Source organism: Mycobacterium sp. ITM-2016-00318, assembly GCF_002968285.2.
GTDB lineage: Bacteria > Actinomycetota > Actinomycetes > Mycobacteriales > Mycobacteriaceae > Mycobacterium.
Window position 1 is genome coordinate 3653858 of sequence record NZ_CP134400.1, and the last position, 19151, is coordinate 3673008.

General features: G+C 66.3%; 13 protein-coding genes. 5 read left to right on the forward strand and 8 right to left on the reverse strand.

Annotated features, from left to right (window positions below; translation table 11 throughout):
• Positions 1-241 precede the first annotated feature (241 nt).
• A complete protein-coding gene (locus C6A82_RS17825) occupies positions 242-1504 on the forward strand; it encodes a serine hydrolase (protein WP_199193836.1) in 1263 nt (420 codons plus the stop codon).
• 340 nt (positions 1505-1844) lie between these two features.
• On the opposite strand, the gene C6A82_RS17830 is transcribed toward C6A82_RS17825, so the two are convergent.
• Positions 1845-2165 carry a hypothetical protein gene (locus tag C6A82_RS17830; protein ID WP_105346559.1) on the reverse strand — a complete coding sequence of 107 codons (321 nt, stop codon included), beginning with the start codon at positions 2163-2165 and terminating at the stop codon, positions 1845-1847.
• Positions 2166-2622: 457 nt separating this feature from the next.
• Between C6A82_RS17830 and C6A82_RS27000 the strand changes: the two genes are divergently transcribed.
• A complete protein-coding gene (locus tag C6A82_RS27000; protein WP_142405991.1) occupies positions 2623-2766 on the forward strand; it encodes a transposase in 144 nt (47 codons plus the stop codon).
• A gap of 186 nt (positions 2767-2952) precedes the next feature.
• On the opposite strand, the gene C6A82_RS17835 is transcribed toward C6A82_RS27000, so the two are convergent.
• Positions 2953-3405 carry a DUF4189 domain-containing protein gene (locus C6A82_RS17835; protein WP_311101909.1) on the reverse strand — a complete coding sequence of 151 codons (453 nt, stop codon included), beginning with the start codon at positions 3403-3405 and terminating at the stop codon, positions 2953-2955.
• Between the two features lie 113 nt (positions 3406-3518).
• On the opposite strand from C6A82_RS17835, the gene C6A82_RS17840 reads away from it, so the two are divergent.
• Positions 3519-4157 carry a nitroreductase family protein gene (locus C6A82_RS17840; protein ID WP_199193835.1) on the forward strand — a complete coding sequence of 213 codons (639 nt, stop codon included), beginning with the start codon at positions 3519-3521 and terminating at the stop codon, positions 4155-4157.
• 43 nt (positions 4158-4200) lie between these two features.
• Here the strand turns inward: C6A82_RS17840 and C6A82_RS17845 are convergent, their stop codons facing one another.
• The 3 genes from C6A82_RS17845 to C6A82_RS17855 all read right to left on the reverse strand — a co-directional run bounded on the left by C6A82_RS17845 (position 4201) and on the right by C6A82_RS17855 (position 6623).
• Positions 4201-4488, reverse strand: a complete 288-nt coding sequence (locus C6A82_RS17845; RefSeq protein ID WP_105346554.1) for a hypothetical protein — start codon at positions 4486-4488, stop codon at positions 4201-4203.
• Positions 4489-4561: 73 nt separating this feature from the next.
• A complete protein-coding gene (locus tag C6A82_RS17850; RefSeq protein WP_105346553.1) occupies positions 4562-5782 on the reverse strand; it encodes a hypothetical protein in 1221 nt (406 codons plus the stop codon).
• 616 nt (positions 5783-6398) lie between these two features.
• The gene (locus C6A82_RS17855) at positions 6399-6623 is read right to left on the reverse strand and encodes a DUF3618 domain-containing protein (protein WP_105346581.1); all 225 of its coding nucleotides are present in this window, start codon (positions 6621-6623) and stop codon (positions 6399-6401) included.
• 126 nt (positions 6624-6749) lie between these two features.
• Between C6A82_RS17855 and bcp the strand changes: the two genes are divergently transcribed.
• Positions 6750-7223, forward strand: a complete 474-nt coding sequence (gene bcp / locus C6A82_RS17860; RefSeq protein ID WP_105346551.1) for a thioredoxin-dependent thiol peroxidase — start codon at positions 6750-6752, stop codon at positions 7221-7223.
• A 156-nt stretch (positions 7224-7379) separates the two neighbouring features.
• Complete coding sequence (locus C6A82_RS17865; protein ID WP_105343794.1) at positions 7380-7622, forward strand: CsbD family protein; 243 nt, start codon at positions 7380-7382, stop codon at positions 7620-7622.
• Between the two features lie 63 nt (positions 7623-7685).
• On the opposite strand, the gene C6A82_RS17870 is transcribed toward C6A82_RS17865, so the two are convergent.
• From C6A82_RS17870 to C6A82_RS17880, 3 genes are all read right to left on the reverse strand, one after another.
• Positions 7686-9026, reverse strand: coding sequence for a dipeptidase (locus C6A82_RS17870; protein WP_105343796.1), 1341 nt, complete (start codon positions 9024-9026; stop codon positions 7686-7688).
• 112 nt (positions 9027-9138) lie between these two features.
• Entirely contained in the window at positions 9139-9531 is a 393-nt protein-coding gene (locus tag C6A82_RS17875) for a holo-ACP synthase (protein WP_105343799.1), read from the reverse strand.
• 28 nt (positions 9532-9559) lie between these two features.
• Entirely contained in the window at positions 9560-18808 is a 9249-nt protein-coding gene (locus C6A82_RS17880) for a type I polyketide synthase (protein ID WP_199193679.1), read from the reverse strand.
• Positions 18809-19151 lie beyond the last annotated feature (343 nt).

Below are 19151 nucleotides of genomic sequence, written 5' to 3' on the forward strand. Positions count from 1 at the left end.
GAAAATGAACGCCAGCGGGCAGCGGAACGCTTGGACGTGAGCGCCTCGAACCCAAGACCGGACTCCGGTAGCTGTCCAGTTCGACCGGTGACCGGGGCGAGGCGGGCCACCCGGCGCAGGATCCACGGTGTCCGCCGGCCCAATGCTGGCCGAATTACGGAACGGGTAGTAGTAGCGTGCGTTACGCGCCGCCGGAAAGCTAGGCGCAGACCCGGATGTCGCCTCGCGGAGGAGGTCGGTAGTGGCTGCTACTGCCTGGGCTTCCCACTTGCGGCTTGGATGGCTTCGGATTCAGATTGTCGGCGTTGCCTTACTTGTCGGCGCCTGCGGTGCCGGTCCGTCGCCAAACCCATCCTCGTCGGACAGCTCGACCGCTGGGTTTACGCCCATCAACCAGATGACGCTGAGGGTGCGGCTCTCCTCGATGGCCAGGGAGATGCTCGTGCCTGGGGCTGTCGTCTTGGTGCGCACACCTGCCGGTGAGCTCAGCACGACGTACGGCACCACCACGGTGGGTGGCACAACTCCGGTGTCGTTGGCCGATCACGTCCGCATTGGATCGATCACCAAGACGTGGACCGGCACCGTGATCCTGCAGCAGGCCCAGGAGGGCAAGCTCAGCCTCGATGACCCGGTGTCGAAGTTCCGGCCCGATGTTCCGGGCGGTGACCACATCACCATCGCCGACTTGTTGAACATGCGCAGCGGACTTTATAACTACACCTCGACGCGCGAACTAAACGAGATCGGCGACAGCAATCCGCAGAAAGTGTGGAACTCCGAGGAATTGCTCACGCTGGCCTATAGCCATCCCCCCTACTCCCCACCCGGAACGGGCTACCACTATTCGAACACCAACACGGTTCTGCTCGGGCTCATCGCCGAGATGCTTGACGCTAAACCGCTGTCGCAGGTGTTTCAGGATCGTTTGTTCACCCCGCTCAGGCTCAAGGACACGCTGTTTCCGCCCAGCACCTCAAGCGCCATCCCGGACCCGCATCCCCAGGGGTATATGTATGGCAACAACGTGCTGACCATGGGCTCACCGGCGGCGGTACCGCCCGACATGCAGGCGGCAGCAAAGTCCGGCACGCTGCAGCCCAGTGATCAGACATCCTTGAACCCGTCGTGGGCCTGGGCGGCCGGCGCCGGCATCTCCACCGTGGCGGACCTGGCTACCTGGATTGAGGCGTTGGCCGACGGGCAACTGCTCGATCCCGACATGCAAGCCAAACGAATCGCCAGCCTGCAATCAACGAATCCGGCAGAACCCGATGCGCCACAGTACGGGTTGGGCATCGCGAAATACGGTGCGCTGTACGGGCATACCGGTGAAGTTCCAGGCTTCAACACTTTCGCTGGCACCGACCCCCAACACCAAGTGACGATCGTGGTCTGGGTCAACCTGCATCCCACCGCGGATGGTCGGGCCGCGGCCACGCTCATCGCCAAAGATCTGATCGAACAGATGTACAGTCCTTGGACCCCGACACCTACCCGCTAGCGCGCTGATTCCAAGGCGGTTGGCCCGTACACCGACGGCCGAGAACACCGCCTTATAGCAGTCTGGTGCCGCAGCAGCGCCGACTTGTACTGCTGCTTCGGGTGATCCTTGACACTCCCCTAGATGCGGGAGCTGAGCGTGGCCGAGCAGCGGTATCAGGCCGAGCTCATCGTCTGGGGGAGGATGGCAACCTATCCCGACGACCGGCAAGAGGATGACTCAAGCACCTAGCCGATGCCGAACGGACGCACTCTTGGCATGTGCCAACTTAAGAGAGCCCGGGCCCTTCACAACTGCGAAGGGCCCGGGTGCAGGAGCTTAGAAGGTTCTGCAGAATGACTTAGGCATCGTCGTGATGACGGCTACCCGACTTTGCCAGTCCACGGCTCACCATGTAGCCGACGCTGAGAATCACGACGTAAAGCCATGCCTGGTCGGCGCGAAAGTAATCTTCGTGTGCGCCGCTGGTCTCGACCAAGAAGGACGCGAGCAGGACTCCGAGGGTTGCGACGACGAAGACGACGAACTCAGTCGTCTTATAGAACGCCTTCGTCTCGCCGCCGCGGGCTAGGCGGTTGACCCGCTTAACGTCCGCTGCACCAGCGCGGCCTGCCGATACGTCCTCGCGGCGGGCCGATGTGGGGTTGTGCGTGGTGGTCATTGTTTCTCCTCTAGTAAACGACGGCATGAATTGGTACGAGCGACCTCAGTGGAGGTAACTAGCTTCTTTTCAGCCGCAATGAGTTCGGGAACGCGTTCAGCCATGTTGACGGCACAAAGTGGCGCCTTGCGACTGGACGAGTGACGAATCCGGATTGAGAGCAGAAGCTCACGGCGCATGGACAGGACCGCCCGGAAGGCAACAGATACCTCAGCGTTGAAGTATCAGCCTAGACCCGCAAGTACCCGCGTCCTCTCGCAGCTAAACAACGCTCACGTCGGGCGCGCGTCGTCTATGGCCCTCCCAGATGAGGAATCAGCAGCTGGCGAGGCCGCCTCAAACGTGCGGACAGGCGCGACTTCTGGGGCCGCCGGGGCGGCCATGGACACCCGTCCGAGTGCGGAGCGATAGGCGGGAACACCGTTGCGAGTTCTGAGAGTCGGCCTACGGTGGGTATATGCCTGCAGTGACCTGTCCACGATGCGGGAGCACTGACACGTATCGAATCGACAAAAGCCGACAAGCCACCGCCTCGCGATGGGAATGCGGTAATTGCGAAAAGCTCTTCATCCTTCCCACCCCGCCAGGCATTGCACGCTGACGGCGCGTCCTGATGACGACACTCGCGGAGTAGCGTGCCACCGCCAACAACCGGGTAGTCGTCCCTGCATCGCGCCTGACGCTGTGCGTAAGTGCTGCATGCAACTGTCGAGTCGTGGACCTTTTCTCGAGGTTGAGAAGGCCCTGATCAGCGCTACGGAGAGTCGGAACGACGCGCAGTATGCGGTCAGCTACAAACCCAGCCGACGACACGGCAGCGGGGGCCTAATTGACTGCATGAGATCAGCGCCCCGCGCTGTGCGCCGGCGCTGTTGCGGTCTCGGCCCCATGCCCAGTACGTGTTGGATGCTTGAGCGACAGCGCCGCATGCGTTGGTGAAATTCACGACTGCTCGGCAATCGCGTGCTTTGCACAGGCCGATGGCCGCCCTTTCGGCTTCGATCGCCGAATTGAGGCCTTTCGAGTAGCCCACCCTGCCGGCGTCAGGCGAGATCGCGATCGCTCCCCACCCCAGTGCTCCGGCAGTCGGCGCGGTGATCGCGGCAAATCCGAAGAAGCTGGCGGCTACCAGCGAGGCCGTAAGCAGACGCCGGAAAGCCACGCGCATACCAGCAGATTCTATTTGTCGCTCACTCGCTGAGCAGACCGACACGCCGACCGTCGTAGGCTCGCGCAACATGGCCCCTTCCGGAGTTCGACCTGCGATTCGCGCCCCCAGGTAGGCGTATGTATCGGCATCGGTCGGCAAGTCGGACCCTACTGAGTGACACCCCTGGGTGAAGAAGGGCAGGATTGACCGCTGTGGATACCGCGGCGGTCGACGAGGTGCTCTCGACAACGAGGGCGGTTCGACGCCGGCTCGATGTGAACCGTCCCGTCGAGCGGGAAGTCATTCTCGAATGCCTGAGGCTGGCGGTGCAGGCGCCGACGGCGAGCAATAGCCAGAACTGGCGATGGCTGATAGTCGACGATCCGGATAAGCGAGCCGCCATCGCCGATATCTACCGCAGCTGCGGCGAGGCCTATCTGGCGCACGCGGCTCGCACGACGGAGGACCCGCAGACCAGACGGGTGTATGAGAGTGCGCATGCGCTAAGCGCGACGCTTGCCCAGGTCCCAATGCACGTGATCCCGTGTATCGAGGGCCGCTTGGAGAACAGTCCGTTGCCCGTAGCGGCGGCCGCGTGGGCGTCGATCATCCCGGCGGCGTGGAGCTTCATGCTGGCGCTGCGGGCACGTGGCCTGGGGTCGGTGTGGACAACGTTGCATTTGGTGAAGGCCGACGAGGTCGCCGACTTGCTCGGCGTACCGGACGGTGTCACACAGGCTGCGCTGCTGCCGGTCGCCTACACGCTGGGGACGGACTTCAAGCCCGCCGTGAGGCCGCCCGTCGAAACGATCACCTCGTGGAACACCTGGGACGCGCACTGATGCCGCCGCGTGAGCATCGCTTCAGATGCGTGTCACCAACTTTTCACTGCGTCCGGAGCAGATCCACCTCCGTCGCGGTCGAGATCCTCTGCGCCGGGATTCCGGCGTGGTCGCATGCGTCGGCGACGGCACTTGCTGAGTCGGCGGTGAACACAGCGAAGAGCACCTCGTCGGTCGGCACGGCGAGCAGATTGAGCAGCCGAACCGTGGACCCCTGCTCGGACATCAGCACCGCTGAGTTCCTCAGCCGCGCGGCGGTGTCGTCGAGCGGCTCGTCGGTCACGGCGGAGTGATACCACTCGACGAGGTAGCAAGGCACCGGAGCTGTCATCGCTTGAACGCTAACCGGATATGAACGCGGAGGAATCGGGTGTTTCCCTATCGGCTGTGACCGATCGATGAATTCATGGGCCGACTGGCTCATCCCCCGCAGGCGCGCCGGCGTCTGCCGCATCGCGATTCCGTCCCGCAACTGTCTTCACCGCGTCACGAACGCCGTCCCGGAAGCCTTCCCGCAGCGCGCTCAGGCCGCCAGTACTACCGGCGCTTCGATCAACGGGGTTCCCTCCGAACAACCGAGGACGGTGGGTGTCGGTGCTCGAGTGTTTCGCGACAACCTGCGCGGCCATCACATTCTTGTTAGTGCCCTTGGCGAGATCTCGAAGTCCGTTCGGATCGTCACCGTCGAGTTGCTTCGCCTCGGCAACAAGCGGCGCCCGACCGGCATTGACCTCCAGCGTCACAACCCGGCGGGCATCTGGCCCACGGAAGATTGTCGACTCCGGTTGCGGCGCCAGGACCGACGCGAATCCCCGCGCCAGGCCCACTGCCAGTGAGACCGGACCCGGGTCTGACTTCGTCGGGTCGAAGGGGTCTCCCGGCGTGAGCAGCCCAGGGAATGTCATGGTGTCGGGCGCACCGGTGAACCCGTTGAGCACTCCATCGAGCACCGTCCCGGGCGCAGCGATCAGAGTGCAGGGGAATGCGTTGGAACCGGGCTTCGCGTCGTTCAGCGCATCGACCACGTTCTGCATTGCCACACCGGTACTGCCGACAGCGCTCAACACAGGGCCGGCCGCCGCGTTGAGGGACTTGGCGAGTACGACCGTGGCGACCTTCGCGGCGTCAGGGTCCAGCACGTTCAGCGGTGCCCCCACCATGGCGGTGACGGCAGGAGCGAGCGTCACGTACGTCCGGATCAGGCTGGCGATCGCCAGGTCGATGTTGCCCTCCGCAGCGTGCTCGACCGCCTGCTGGACTGCGTCGGCGGCGTTTTCCAACAGCGCAGGCACGCTCGCTCCGGCGAGCGGGCCGAGGGCTTCGAGGTCGTCGACGAACAATGGGACGCTGCCGCCGGGGTCATTGAACAGGTTGTCGAGCGCGAGTTCGAGCGTCCACCCGGTTGGCGCGGGCAGCGCCAGCGCCGAACCGAGCAACGCCTCGAGATTCTCCAACGCTTGCCTGACCGATTCGACGTAGGCGTCCAACGAACCGGCGCTCTGTTGCGCCGCGGGATTGAGGATCTTCACGTCGGGCGGTGCCGCGATCACCGGCGCAATCGCGAGGGCGCTCGCTCCGACCACAGCAACTCCGGCCGTCATGTAGGGACGGAGAGCCTTGTGCATGGCGGGTCCCTTCAAACGCTGTGACCACGGCCCCGTGCGACGGTACCCGGCATTCAGCTGGCAAACTCCGGTTTGCGGTTTCTCGCTGTGCGGACTCGATGGTTTTGCATTCAACCCGTCACCGGGGAGCAGCGCTAACAACCGCCACACCGCCATCGCTCGGGTGGTTGCCGACCTCGCGTATCGTGCGACCTCCTCAGAATAGGGAAACGTCTCCGTCAATATGTGCTGCCCATCACGGGTAAAAAGCTGGGCCAGCCGCCTTGCGAACCAAGATCAGATAACGGGAACGTATCGACTATCCCTAAAACATGCCTCAAGCTGCGTAAAGAGTGAACGCTATGCTAGGCTGCGGTTAGCTGGAGGCCACCGAGTACGCGACAGGTATACACTCGAGGAACGGAAGGGAGGCTTAGCTGATGCTAGCGTTCGACGCGACCCGCACCTCAGGATCTTCGCCTCATTCCGCTGCCAACCACATTGCTGCGCAGGTCAACGACGGTCTGGAGCCCGCAGCGATACGTAATTGCAGTCGGCTCGGCCGCAGCGCGAACCCGCCCGGATTTTCGTTCTCCGCCTGGCTAAAGGATCGGCGTCGTCGCTGATCGACGCATGATCAACGCCTGAGTTTCCGAACGAACAACGCCACCAGCACGGCTCCCAGGCCGGCGAGCGACACCGCCACCGCAGGCTTCTTGACGAAGCGGACGACTCCTGACTTGACGTCGTTGGCGATCCGCTGCGGGTTGGCTCGCTCGGCCAGGGAATCAACCGTGAGGGCCAATTCATCACGGGCCTGATCGATGTCCTGCTTGATCGCCTCGGGATCACGATCCGCCACTGTCGCCTCCATCGTCCGCGTCGGCGCGGACCGCTGATACTGCCCGCGTCCTCACTGCCTTGCCGAACTACCCTAGATCAGCCGACGCTAATCGCGACGCACCGGTAGATGAGAAAGGGATCATTGGTGGCACAGACTCCGCGCCTGGAGGTGGGTGACAAGGCCCCCGCGTTCAGCCTGCTCGACGCCGACGGCAACAAGGCGTCACTGGCCGACTACCGTGGCCGCAAGGTCATCGTCTACTTCTATCCGGCAGCGTCCACCGCCGGATGCACCAAGCAGGCCTGCGACTTTCGCGACAATCTCGCCGAATTGAGCGACGCCGGCCTCGACGTCGTCGGGATCTCCCCCGACAAGCCGGAGAAACTCGCCAAGTTTCGCGACAACGAGAAGCTCACCTTTCCATTGCTATCCGACCCCGATCGCAAGGTACTGGCTGCCTGGGGCGCTTTCGGCGAGAAGAAGATGTACGGCAAGACTGTGCAGGGCGTGATCAGGTCCACCTTCGTCGTCGACGAGCAGGGCAAGATCGAGGTCGCTCAGTACAACATCAAGGCCACCGGCCATGTGGCCAAGCTGCGCCGCGACCTCTCGGTCTGACGCACGGGTTTCGTGCAAGAAGCCGCACCCGCTACCCAAACCGCCTTACGCCTAATCCTTTTTCGCTGCTTTGTGAGAGTGCTAACGAATGCTTGCAATAGTTAGCACTCTGCCGAAGTATCGGAAGAAGAACGACCCACTAGAAGGAGGCAACACATGCCGGAGAACAACAGCGGCCCCATCGAGGCCGTGCGAGGCATCGTCTCGGGTGCGATCGGCTTCACCAAGCAGGTAATCGGTCTGATCGTCGGCAACGGCAATCTGCAGGAAGAAGGCCGAGCACAGGTCGACAAGGCCTCGCATCAACTCGAGGCGGCGCGTAAAGAGGCGGAAGCCGAAACGGCTCGCGCCAAGGCGAAGACAGAGGAATCACGCCAGAAGGCCGCAAGCAAGTCCTAGTAACCCTTTGAGCAGCAAGGCGCCCCCGGTTCGTCAGAGCCGGGGGCGCACTCATGCGTCGATCTACGATCGTGCAGCGGGCGCCAGCTTCGCCAGCAGCAGCGCCTCCGCCGTCGCGGCGCGTTCCAGGACCCCGAGGTCAAGGCTCTCGTTGATGCTATGAGCCTGTGTGCCAGGGTCTTCGACGCCGGTGACCAAGATTTTGGCCGACGGGAATGCCTCGGCGAACTCCGCGATGAACGGGATGGAACCGCCCATTCCCATGTCCACCGGCTCGCTGCCCCACGCCTGTCGAAACGCCGCGCGTGCTGCGTCGTACACCGGTCCGCTCGCGTCGATCGCGTACGGCTGACCGACGTCGCCCGGCGTGACGGTGAGCTGCGCGCCCCACGGTACGTGCTTCTCTAGGTGACGGGTCAGCGCTTCCAGGTGAGCTCCCGCGTCTCCGCCCGGCGCCACCCGCATGCTGACCTTCGCCCGCGCACGCGGGACCAACGTATTCGACGACAACGCGATCGGCGTCGTGTCGATTCCGATGACCGTGATCGCCGGCTTAGCCCAAAGTCGTTGTGGGACAGAGCCGGAGCCGATCTCGATCACTCCGGTCAGCATGCCTGACTCTTCGCGCACCCGGTCCTTCGGGTAATCCACATCCGCGGCCGTCGCCTCGTGCAGGCCTTCGACTGCGACGTTGCCGTCGTCGTCGTGCAGCGATGCCAGCAGGCGAACGAGCACGCTCAGCGCATCCGGCACCACCCCGCCCCACAGTCCCGAATGCAGACCGTGGTCGAGTGTGGCGACCTCGACGATGCAGTCGGCGAGACCACGCAGCGACACTGTCAACGCGGGAATCTCGACGGTCCAGTTGTCGGAGTCGGCGATGACGATGACGTCGGCGGCCAACGCGTCCTTGTGCGCGGCCAGCAGCCGACTCAGCGACGGCGATCCCGTCTCCTCCTCGCCTTCGACGAACACCGTCACGCCGACCGGCGGCTGCCCGTTGTGCGCACGGAATGCGGCGAGATGCGTTGCGATGCCTGCCTTGTCGTCTGCGCTGCCGCGGCCGTACAGACGGCCGTCGCGTTCGATTGGCTCGAACGGCGGGGACACCCACTGCGAGGGATCGCCCTCTGGCTGCACATCGTGATGGGCGTACAGCAGCACGGTCGGGGCACCGTTGGGCGCCGGGTGCCGCGCTATCACGGCAGGTGCGCCGTCCTCGCTGACGATCTGCACATCGCCGAACCCGGCTTCCGACAACAGCTTTGCCACCGCTTCCGCGCTGCGCTGCACCTCGCCGCGGCGCGGCGGATCGGCGCCGACCGACTGGATACGCACGAGGTCTTCCAGATCTTGCCGCACCGACGGAAGGACCTTGCGCACGCGCGCCACCAGATCGCTCATGGTGACGAGGTTAGCGGGTCACTTTTTTGCGCGAACAGACGCAAAAGTTCCCCATTTGGCCCCGCGGCGGGTACTTTTCCGTCTGCTCGCGGTGTGGGCCCAGCTCGCGAGGCTAGCGCTCCTCCAGCACGGCGACCGCGGCGGCGGTATCCCCCTCGTGCGTCAGCGACAGATGAATCGTCACCTTTTCCAGATGCTCGGCGATAGCGCCGGTCAGCCTTACCCGCGGCCGACCCCACATGTCGGTCACGACCTCGATGTCGCGGTGGATGCCCTCGGGCAGCACGGGCCGCTTCGAGAACCGTGACCCCGACCACGCCTTGATGACCGCCTCCTTGGCCGCCCAGCGGGCCGCCAGGTGCCGCGCCGCCGACGAACTCTTGTCCGCGGCGTCGCGGCGCTCACCGGGTGTGAACGTCTCGGCGAACACCGTGCCGGGCTGATCGACCTGCTCTGCGAACTCGGGTATCGAGACCAGATCGATGCCGACGCCAACGATGCTCATCCGAGGAACACTAGCTCTCGCTATCAGCTCATCGCGTGTACACGCCGTCCGCGCCAAGCCGCGACGCCGGATCCAGCAGCATGTCCGCCTCTGCACGGTTCTCCGGCGCCTCGTCGTCGAGTCGGCGGTTGCTCGCAGGCCGCTCATACAGCGGCTTGCCGCCCGCGATCGCCGAAGCCAGCCGTCGCTGGCCCTCGAAGATCCGCGCGCCCGCATGCTCCTGGTAGGCCTGCCGCTGCTCGGGATCGAGCGCCGCGATGAACGCCTGCGGATGCACCAGCGCGATGACACCCGACACGTGACCGAAGCCCAGGCTGGTGATCAGACCCGCCTTCAACGGGAACTTCTCCCCCAGCCGCAGCGTCTCGCGCACCCACACGAAGTGCTCGGAGCCGGCCAGCTCGTCGTCGACACAGTCCAGGCTGCGGTTCGGCGGGATCACTCCGTCGCGCAGCATCTGGCACATGCCCATCATCTGGAACACCGCCGCGCCGCCCTTGGCGTGACCGGTCAGGCTCTTCTGCGACACGATGAACAGCGGCGCGCCGTCCGAGCGACCCATCGAGTCGGCGAGCCGCTCGTGCAGTTCCGTCTCGTTCGGATCGTTGGCCAGCGTGGAGGTGTCGTGCTTGGACACCACCGCGATGTCGTCGGCGCCCACGCCGAGCTTGGCCAGCGACCGGGCCAACAGCGAGTCCTTACCGCCGCGGCCCGCGCCCAGCGCGCCGAGGCCCGGCGCCGGGATCGAGGTGTGCACGCCGTCGGCGAACGACTGCGCGTAGCCGACCACGGCCAGCACCGGCAGACCCATCTTCAACGCGAGATCGCCACGGGCCAACAGGATCGTGCCGCCGCCCTGCGACTCGAGGAAGCCGAGCCGACGACGGTCGTTGGCCCGGGAGAACTTCGAATCGCTGATGCCCCGTGCGCGCATCATCTCGGTGTCGGCCGTTGCCGCCATGTCACCGAAGCCGATGATCGCCTCGAGCGTCAGGTCGTCGAAGCCGCCCGCGACAACCAGCTCGGCCTTGCCGAGCTTGATCTTGTCGACGCCCTCTTCCACCGACACCGCCGCGGTCGCGCACGCACCGACAGGGTGGATCATCGAGCCGTAACTGCCGACGTAGGACTGGATCACATGCGCGGCAACAACGTTCGGCAGCACCTCCTGCAGAATGTCGTTCGGCTTGTTCCGGCCGAGCAGGTTGCCGTGATACATGGTCTGCATCGACGTCATACCGCCCATGCCGGTGCCCTGGGTGCTGGCGACCATCGTCGGGTGCACCCAGCGCATCAGCTCGGTCGGAGTGAAGCCCGCACCGAGGAACGCGTCGACGGTCGCGACGATGTTCCACACCGCCACGCGGTCCAGCGACGTGTTCATGTCGGCGCTGATGCCGTAGACCGTCGGGTCGAACCCGGTCGGGATCTGACCACCGACGGTCCGCGACAACTTCGTCTTGCGCGGAACCCGGATCTCGGTGCCCGCCTTGCGGGTGACCTGCCAGTCGCTGCTGTCGGGCAACGGAGTGGCAACCGTGTGCTCCGGGTCGAACTGAACGAACGCGCGCGCGTCGGCCTCCGACGACACCACGAAGGCGAAGTCCTTGTCGAGGAACACCGAAACCAGAAGCGGCGACGCGTGATCGGGATCGATCGCGCCGTCGTCGACGAACTCGCGGATGCCGGTCCGCTCCACGACCGCGTCGTGATAGCGCTCGACAAGTTCCGATTCGTCGACCAGGTCGCCGGATTCGGTGTCGTACCAACCCGGCTTCGGGTCGTCCTCCCACTTGATCAGCCCGGTGGTCCACGCCAGTTCGAGAACGCCCGCCGCCGACAGCTCGTTGTCGACCTCCATCTCGAAGCGGGTCCGCGACGAGCCGTACGGGCCCAGTTCGGCGCCGCCGACGATGACCACCATGTCGGCGGGGTCGATGTCGAGATCGGCCCACGCCGGCGCCGGTGCGGAGGTGAAACCGCGCGGCGGCGACGGCAGCGCGGCGATGGTGCCGGTCTGCTGCTCGCTCTCCTCCACCGCCTCTGCGGCCATCTCCTCGCGGGCCTTGGCGGCCAGCTCGGACATGTCGATGTCGATGTCGCCGAGACCACCGGTCAGATCGACCTTCAGCGGCTTCTGCGCGGCAGCCACTTTCGACTCGATACTGCACAGCTCGAGCAGCATCGCGGCCATCTGCTCGGTCGAGTAGGTGGTGACACCCGCATCCTCGACCGCGTTGACGATGGCATCGTTGGCGCCCATCAGCCCGGTACCACGCGTCCAGCCGATAAGCGCATGCGCCAGGCTGACCCGCTGCGCCCACGACGATTCGGCGTTCCACCGCGTCACGACCGCGTCGAGCGCGGACTTCGCTTCGCCGTACGCGCCGTCGCCACCGAACATGCCGCGGTTCGGTGAACCGGGCAGCACCACGTGCAGCCGGGACGCGATATCGCGCTCGGACCCGATGTGCGACAGCCCGCCGATCAGCCGCTGGACGGCCCACAGCAGAACCTTCATCTCCATCTCGGAACGCGAGCCCGCCTCGGAGAGGTCGCCTGCGACGCGCGGCGCCGCGAACGGGAACAGCAGCGTCGGCGTCTGCGCATCCTTCACGTGAATGGACTGCGGCCCAAGGCTTTCGCTCTGCTCGTTACCGACCCAGGCCACCAGTGCGTCGATGTCGGAGTACGACGCCATGTTCGCCGGCACCACCCACAGCGCCGCGCCGAACCGGGCGTTGTCGCGGTACAGGTTGCGATAGAACTCAAGACGGCTGTCGTCGAGCTTGGACGTCGTCGCGATGACCGTCGCGCCGCCGTCGAGCAGACCGGCTACTACGGAAGCCGCGATCGAGCCCTTCGAAGCGCCTGTCACAACGGCGATTTCGTCGCTGTACCGACCCTTGCCCGGGTTCTCCGCGCCTGCCGCGGCGCGGCCGAACAATGACGCGTGGACGTTCCGTCCGGCGGCCAGAGCCCTGCCCTGCCACCAGGAGGCCTGCTTGCCGACGACGTGGCCCGCACCCTCGAAGCGCTGTGAGAGTTTCTGCCAGTCGGCGTCGATCTCGTCCTCGTCCGTCAGCCACAGCTTGACCAGGTCCTCGCGCGCGCTGGCCCACCGGTCGTCGAACAGCACCGCCTTGCGGCCGTCGAACGTCGGCGCCACCAAACGCGGCCAGTCCGAACCCAGTTCGGCGGTGACCAGGTCGATGAGCTCCGCGTCGGTCGAGACCTCGGGGGCGGAAACGACGTTGTCGAGGCCCAGCTGGTTGAGCACCATGCGAGCGGTCGACGCCAGCACGCCGTCGCGGCCGGTGACCTTCTCGGCGAACTCGTTGAGCGCCGCGGAATCGACGACACCGCCGCCAGCGCCGCCGCCGGCAGACGGCAACGCCACCGAGACACCGCGTCGTCCTGCCACCGACTGCACCGCTGCGTCGATGACCTTGTCGACGGTTGCGGCGTCGGCCAGAGCACCGTCGTGCAGGCCGCCGAGGCCGCCGCCGCGGACACTGGTGCCCTCGCGGGTACCCAACGCCACCTCTGCGGTGACGTGCTTGGCCCAGCCGTCACCGAGCAGCCAGGTCTTCTTGACCCGCTCGGCGATCGCGGCAGGTCGCTTGCCTGACGGCCCGAGGGCCGTGCGCAGCTGGTCGTTGATCGCATCGGAAAGCACCGGGCCGTAAGGCTTGTACGTCCTCGCGAGCTTGGTCACCTGACCCTTGAGCCCGGCCAGATCCGCCTCGGCGGCACCGTCGATGGCGCCGAGGTCCAGCTCCGAACCGAGGTCCACCAGCAGCTGGTTGCGCCGCGAGGACGCACCGTCGGTGATCGACTCGATGGAGTCCAGCGGCTCGATCTGGTCGATGCGCATCTTTGCCGAGAGCGCGATCAGCGCCATCGTCGCATCCGACGCGTCGAACGTGATGTCGTCGGGCACCGGAGCGCCGGGGGCCGCGGTCGGGGTGGCGGCCGGCGTCGGGGCGGCTTCCACGGCCGCCGGTTCGGCGGCGGCTGCCTCCTGCGCGACCGGCTCGTCGGCGACCTCTTCGTCCTCGTGGGCCGGGTCGGTGTCGTTCGCGAACAGCACCGGGGCGTCACGCTCAGAGTTGAGCACTTCAGTGGTGTTGTGCGAATACTCGGGCAGCTTCAGCGTATTGGTCGCCAGCCCCGCAACGGTCGGTGCGGACTTCACACCGATCTCCACGAACCGCTCGACGCCGAGACCGCCCGCGGCCTCCTCGATGAAGAGCAGGTCCTGCGTCTCGATCCAGCGCACGGGGCTGGCGAACTGCCACGCCAGCAGCTCGATAACGACCTTGCGGCACAGCTCGGCAGGCTTGTCGTTCCGCCACGTGTCGTAGTCGGCGAGGATCTCGTCGAGCGGCTCGGCGGGGACCAGATCGCGGATCTCCTGGATGAAGTCGCGGTCGAGCGTGAACGGCCGCGGCACCAGGTTCGGGATGTAGCGGCCGATGATCAGCTCGGGATCCTGGTCGCGTGGCATGACGCGCTCCAGCGAGCGGCGGAAGTCGGCCACACCGACCCGCAGCACCGAGGAGTGGAACGGCACGTCGATGCCGGGAACCAGGATGAACGACCGCTTGCCGCCGGAGATCTCGCGGCGCTTCTCGACCTCTTCCTCGAGCGCCTCGAGGCCGCGGACCGTGCCCGCGATGGCGTACTGCGAGCCGCGCAGGTTGAAGTTGACGATCTGCAGGAATTCGCCTGTGCGCTCGGAGATCTCGGCGACGAAGTCCACGACGTCGTCGTCGTCGAGGTCGATCTGCGACGGCCGGATGGCGGCGAGCCGGTAGTTGGACCGGCCGAACTCGTCGCGCGGCACGATGTCGTGCATCTTCGAACCGCGGTGGAACACCACCTCCAGCAGTGCCTCCAGCTCGTACACGCCGCTTACGCACGCCAGCGCGGTGTATTCGCCGACCGAGTGGCCGCAGGCGATGGCGCCCTCGACGAACGCACCCTGCTCACGCATCTCGGCGACCTGCGCGGCGGCCACGGTCGCCATCGCGACCTGGGTGAACTGCGTCAGGTACAGCACGCCCTCGGGATGCTGGTAGTGCACGCCGCTGGCGATCAGGCTCGTCGGGTTGTCGCGCACCACGTGCAGCACCGAGAAGCCCAGCGTCTCGCGGGTGAACTTGTCCGCGGAGTCCCACACCTTGCGGGCGGCCTTGGACCTGGCGCGGACCTCCATGCCCATGCCCTTGTGCTGAATGCCTTGGCCGGGGAAGGCATACACCGTCTTCGGCGCGGCCAGCTGGGCCGTCGCCGACATCACCAGATCGGATCCGACGCGGGCGGCGATCTCGACAATCTCTGCGCCACGGTCGATTCCGACACGATCGACACGGATGTCGACCTCGTCTCCCGGCAATACCATGCCGAGGAAGCGGGCCGTCCACCCGACCAGACGGGCAGGCGGGATGGCCTTGCCGTCGGTGGCGGTGACGACCTGCTGGGCCGCGGCGGACAGCCACATGCCGTGCACGATCGGCGATTCCAGACCCGCCAGCAGTGCTGCGGCGCGGTCGGTGTGGATCGGGTTGTGATCACCGGAGACAACCGCGAACGCGCTCATGTCGCCCGGTGCGGTGACGGTGACGTCGCGACGGCGACGACGCGGCGTATCGGTCGCGTTGTCGGTCATCGCGCCGCCCGCGCGCGGCGGGTCGGTGAGCTCGAGAGCGCCGGTACGGCCGCGGATCGCGAACCGCTCCTCCAGCTTGGCCAGCTCGGTGCCCGAGGCGTCGGTGATCGTCACCTCGACGGGCACCACGCGGCCGACCTCGGTGTCGACGGCCGCCGAAGCCGTGGCGGTGACGGTCAATTCGGCGTTCGTCGTCGGCAGCGTCGTGAGCAGATGCGCCGCGTGGTCCAGGTGGACCAGGCTCAGCAGACCCTCGACGACGGGGAAGCCCTCGTCGGTGACGGCAGAACCGATGACCGAGAACACCGCGGGCCAGCAGAGGCCGACCAGCGCGTCGGGGACCACCTTGAGGCCGGGGGCCAACGGCGCACCGAAGGTTGCGGTGACGCCGGTGTGATCGGCGACCTTCTCCGGATCCCAGTCGACGGTGACCCGTGCGGTGTTGTCCACCACCTCAGCCAGCGCATCGGGCCCGTCGGCGCCCGCGGCGATCGCCAGCACCGCACGCATCGCATTCGACGCATCCTCGACGGTGACCACCGGCATGCCGCCGTCGACCGTTGTCTTCGGCAACGTGAACCGGATCTTGATCCACGTTCCTGAGAGCGGAACGCTCAGCGTGATGTCCTCGTCGTCGGAGACTTCCAGCCGCGCACCCGTGGAAGGATGTGTGGCGGAACGGTTCTGGTTGACCTGCCACTTGGCGGGCGCGCCGATCCGGTGCACCGGGTTGATGGAGGTCCGGCCCGCCCACAACACGTCGGGGGCGTCGAGCACGACGGCCAGCGGGCCGGTCACGTCGCCGCGCGCCTGGCGGCGGCTGACCACGGAGACCGGCTCGGCGGTTTCTGAATCGCTCCTCGCGTGCGCGGTCGCGGCGAGCACCTCGTCGATCGAGGCCTTCTCGAACCGGTCGAGCAGGTCGCCGACGGGCTCGTCGAGCTTGGTGATGCCGGCAACGGCCTGGGTACCGGGGATGATGCAGACCTGGTCGGCGTCATAGCGGGCGTCGTGGGCCTGCCACAGCGAGTCGCTGCGCCACCAGCGCCGCACGTCCTTGTCGATGACGGGCACGAAGTTGACCGGCTTGCCCAGCGTCTTGCACAGCTGGATGAAGAACGGCACGTCGGCCGGATGCAGCTTGATGGTGCCTGCGTCGGGGTAGCGACCGACGAGCTCGGTGATCGCCTGCTGCGGCTTCTCGAGCAGAGCTGGCCCATTTTCGGCGGCGCCGAATAACGTCTCGATCGGCCCGAAGTCCTTCGGGTGCAGACGGGCCTCGGCGCGCTTGAGCATCTCGGCGAAGCGGTCGCGCCAGGTGTCGGCCAGCCAGGGGCTGCCGGGGGCGGCGGTGTCGGCGGTGCTGTTGCCGTCGCCGATCGCCAGTTCGACATAGCGCTGCAGCCACTGCAGGTAGGTCATCTCACCGACGTCGCCGAAGTACGGCTTGCAGGTGGTGGCCATCGCGGCGATGATCTCGTCGCGACGCGCGGCGACGGCCTCTGCGTCACCGGCCACCTCGTCGAGCAGGCGACCGCAACGCGATGCGGTGTTGTCGATCTCATGGATGTCCGCGCCGAGCTGGCTGCGGCTGGAAGCCATGCCGCCCTGGGCTTTTCCGGCGCTGATCCACTGATCGGTGCCACCGGTCTCGACGAGCATGCGCTTGACGGAAGGCGAGGTCGTCGCCTCCAGCGTCGCCATCGCGGCGGTGCCGACGAGGATGCCGTCGACCGGCATCAGCGGGAAGCCGTAGTCCTGCGCCCAGCGCCCGGACAGGTAGTCGGCCGACCGCTCGGGGGTGCCGATGCCGCCGCCGACGCACACGGTGATGTTCGACCGCGACCGCAGTTCGGAGTACGTGGCCAGCAAGAGGTCGTCGAGGTCCTCCCAGGAGTGGTGGCCGCCTGCGCGCCCGCCCTCGATGTGCATGATGACCGGTCGGGTCGGCACCTCGGCGGCGATCCTGATGACAGAGCGGATCTGCTCGACGGTGCCGGGCTTGAACACGACGTGGCTGATGCCGACCTCGTTGAGCTCCTCGATGAGCGCGACGGCTTCCTCGAGGTCGGGGATGCCTGCGCTGACGACGACGCCGTCGATCGGCGCGCCGGACTGACGGGCCTTCTGCACCAAGCGCTTTCCGCCCACCTGCAGCTTCCACAGGTAGGGATCGAGGAACAGCGAGTTGAACTGGACCGCGCGGCCGGGCTCGAGCAGAGAAGTGAGCTCGGCGATGCGTGCGTCGAAGATCTCCTCGGTGACCTGTCCGCCGCCTGCGAGCTCGGACCAGTGACCCGCGTTCGCGGCGGCCGCGACGATCTTGGCGTCGACGGTCGTCGGCGTCATGCCCGCCAGCAGGATCGGCGAGCGGCCGGTCAGCCGGGTGAACTTCGTCGACAGCTTCACCGACCCATCCGGAAGGGTGACGAGTGTCGGGGCGTAGCTCGACCACGGCTTGGCCACCTCGGGGACGGCGCCGACGGTGAACAGGTTGCGCTGGCCGCCACGGGTGGCGGCGGGCACAATGCCCATGCCGAGGCCCCGGATGACCGGTGCGGTCAGCCGGGTCAGGATGTCGCCAGGGCCGAGGTCGAGGATCCAGCGGGCGCCCGCCTCGTGCAGGTCGTTGATCTCTTTGACCCAGTCGACGCGGCGCACCAGGATGGCTTCGGCCATCTTGCGGGCCATCTCGACGTCGAGGCCGACGGTCTGCGCCCAGTTGCCCACCATGTCGATGGCGTCCGACAGCCGCGGGGTGTGGAAGCCGACCTCGACCTGCACCGGATCGAACATCGGGCTGAAGACGGCACCCCCGCGAACCTTGTTCTTGCGCTCGGCTTCTTCCTTCTCGGCGATCTGCTGGCAGTAGAGCTCGAAGCGCGACAGTTGTTCAGGGGTCCCGGTGATGACGACCGAGCGCCTGCCGTTGCGGATGGACAGCACCGGCGGCAGCACGGTGCGGACGTCCTGCGCGAACTCCTCGAGCAGCTCGGAGATGCGCTCGGGGTCGGCGTTGGTTACCGAAACCATGGGCGGGCGGTCACCGAGCACGGAGATGCCGCGGCGACGGGCCACCAGCGTGCCCGCGGTGCCGATCAGCTGCGCCATCGCGAGCAGCTCGACATCCTTGGCGCCCTTGGCCGCGAGTGCCTCGACTGCCAGCACGCCCTGCGAGTGGCCCGCGACGGCGACGGGCGGGGTTGCGGTCAGGTCCATGCCCTGGCGATTCAGTGCGCGCACTGCTGCGATCTGGGTCAGCAGGACGCCAGGCACGGAGACCGCTGCCGACGTGAGGTTCTTGGGGTTGGGGACGACCTCCTCGCCTGCCAGCGCGCGGACCCAGTGCATCGGCTGGAATCCGATCGGGCGCACCACGATGAGCTCGCGCGCGACCGGCTCGAGCAGTAGCTCGGCCTCGCCGACCAGCGTCGCCAGCTCGGCCTCGATACCGGCGGAGGAGACCAGCTCTTCAAGGCTCTCCAGCCAGGCGCTGCCCTGGCCACCGAACGCGACGGCGTAGGGCTCGCCCGCAGTCAGACGATCGACAAGGGCATGGCTGGACTGAGGCGCTCCTGATTCGTCGTCGCGGCCGGTCGACACCTCCCCTGGCTCCGCTTGGGTACCCCAGTCATGCTTCTCATTGATCGTCACGTCTCGTAATCTCCTCAAGTCCTCTTCGTGCACGTCTCGCGTCGTACTTCGTCGTATTCGGGCTGTGGTGTCTGCGTCGTGCGACCCGGCTCCCCCGGGTGGTCACACCGGATTCTTCGTCGAACCCCGACTGGCTTCGGACTCGTCCGCTTCAGCGGACGGTCGTGACGGCCCTTCGTGGACCGTCCCTCGGACACTCCAGCCGTACTAAGAGTGTCATAAGACCAAGCCCTACTTTTCCGCCCGAAATGGTTACTGGCGAGTTCTACGCTCGGGTAACCACCCGTTGCGT

Bases quoted from the DNA above. Each gene is read 5' to 3' on its own strand.
- C6A82_RS17830 (WP_105346559.1), bottom strand. From the start codon at position 2,165: ATGACCACCACGCACAACCCCACATCGGCCCGCCGCGAGGACGTATCG.
- C6A82_RS27000 (WP_142405991.1), top strand. From the start codon at position 2,623: ATGCCTGCAGTGACCTGTCCACGATGCGGGAGCACTGACACGTATCGA.
- C6A82_RS17835 (WP_311101909.1), bottom strand. From the start codon at position 3,405: ATGTTGCGCGAGCCTACGACGGTCGGCGTGTCGGTCTGCTCAGCGAGT.
- C6A82_RS17845 (WP_105346554.1), bottom strand. From the start codon at position 4,488: ATGACAGCTCCGGTGCCTTGCTACCTCGTCGAGTGGTATCACTCCGCC.
- C6A82_RS17850 (WP_105346553.1), bottom strand. From the start codon at position 5,782: ATGCACAAGGCTCTCCGTCCCTACATGACGGCCGGAGTTGCTGTGGTC.
- C6A82_RS17865 (WP_105343794.1), top strand. From the start codon at position 7,380: ATGCCGGAGAACAACAGCGGCCCCATCGAGGCCGTGCGAGGCATCGTC.
- C6A82_RS17870 (WP_105343796.1), bottom strand. From the start codon at position 9,026: ATGAGCGATCTGGTGGCGCGCGTGCGCAAGGTCCTTCCGTCGGTGCGG.
- C6A82_RS17875 (WP_105343799.1), bottom strand. From the start codon at position 9,531: ATGAGCATCGTTGGCGTCGGCATCGATCTGGTCTCGATACCCGAGTTC.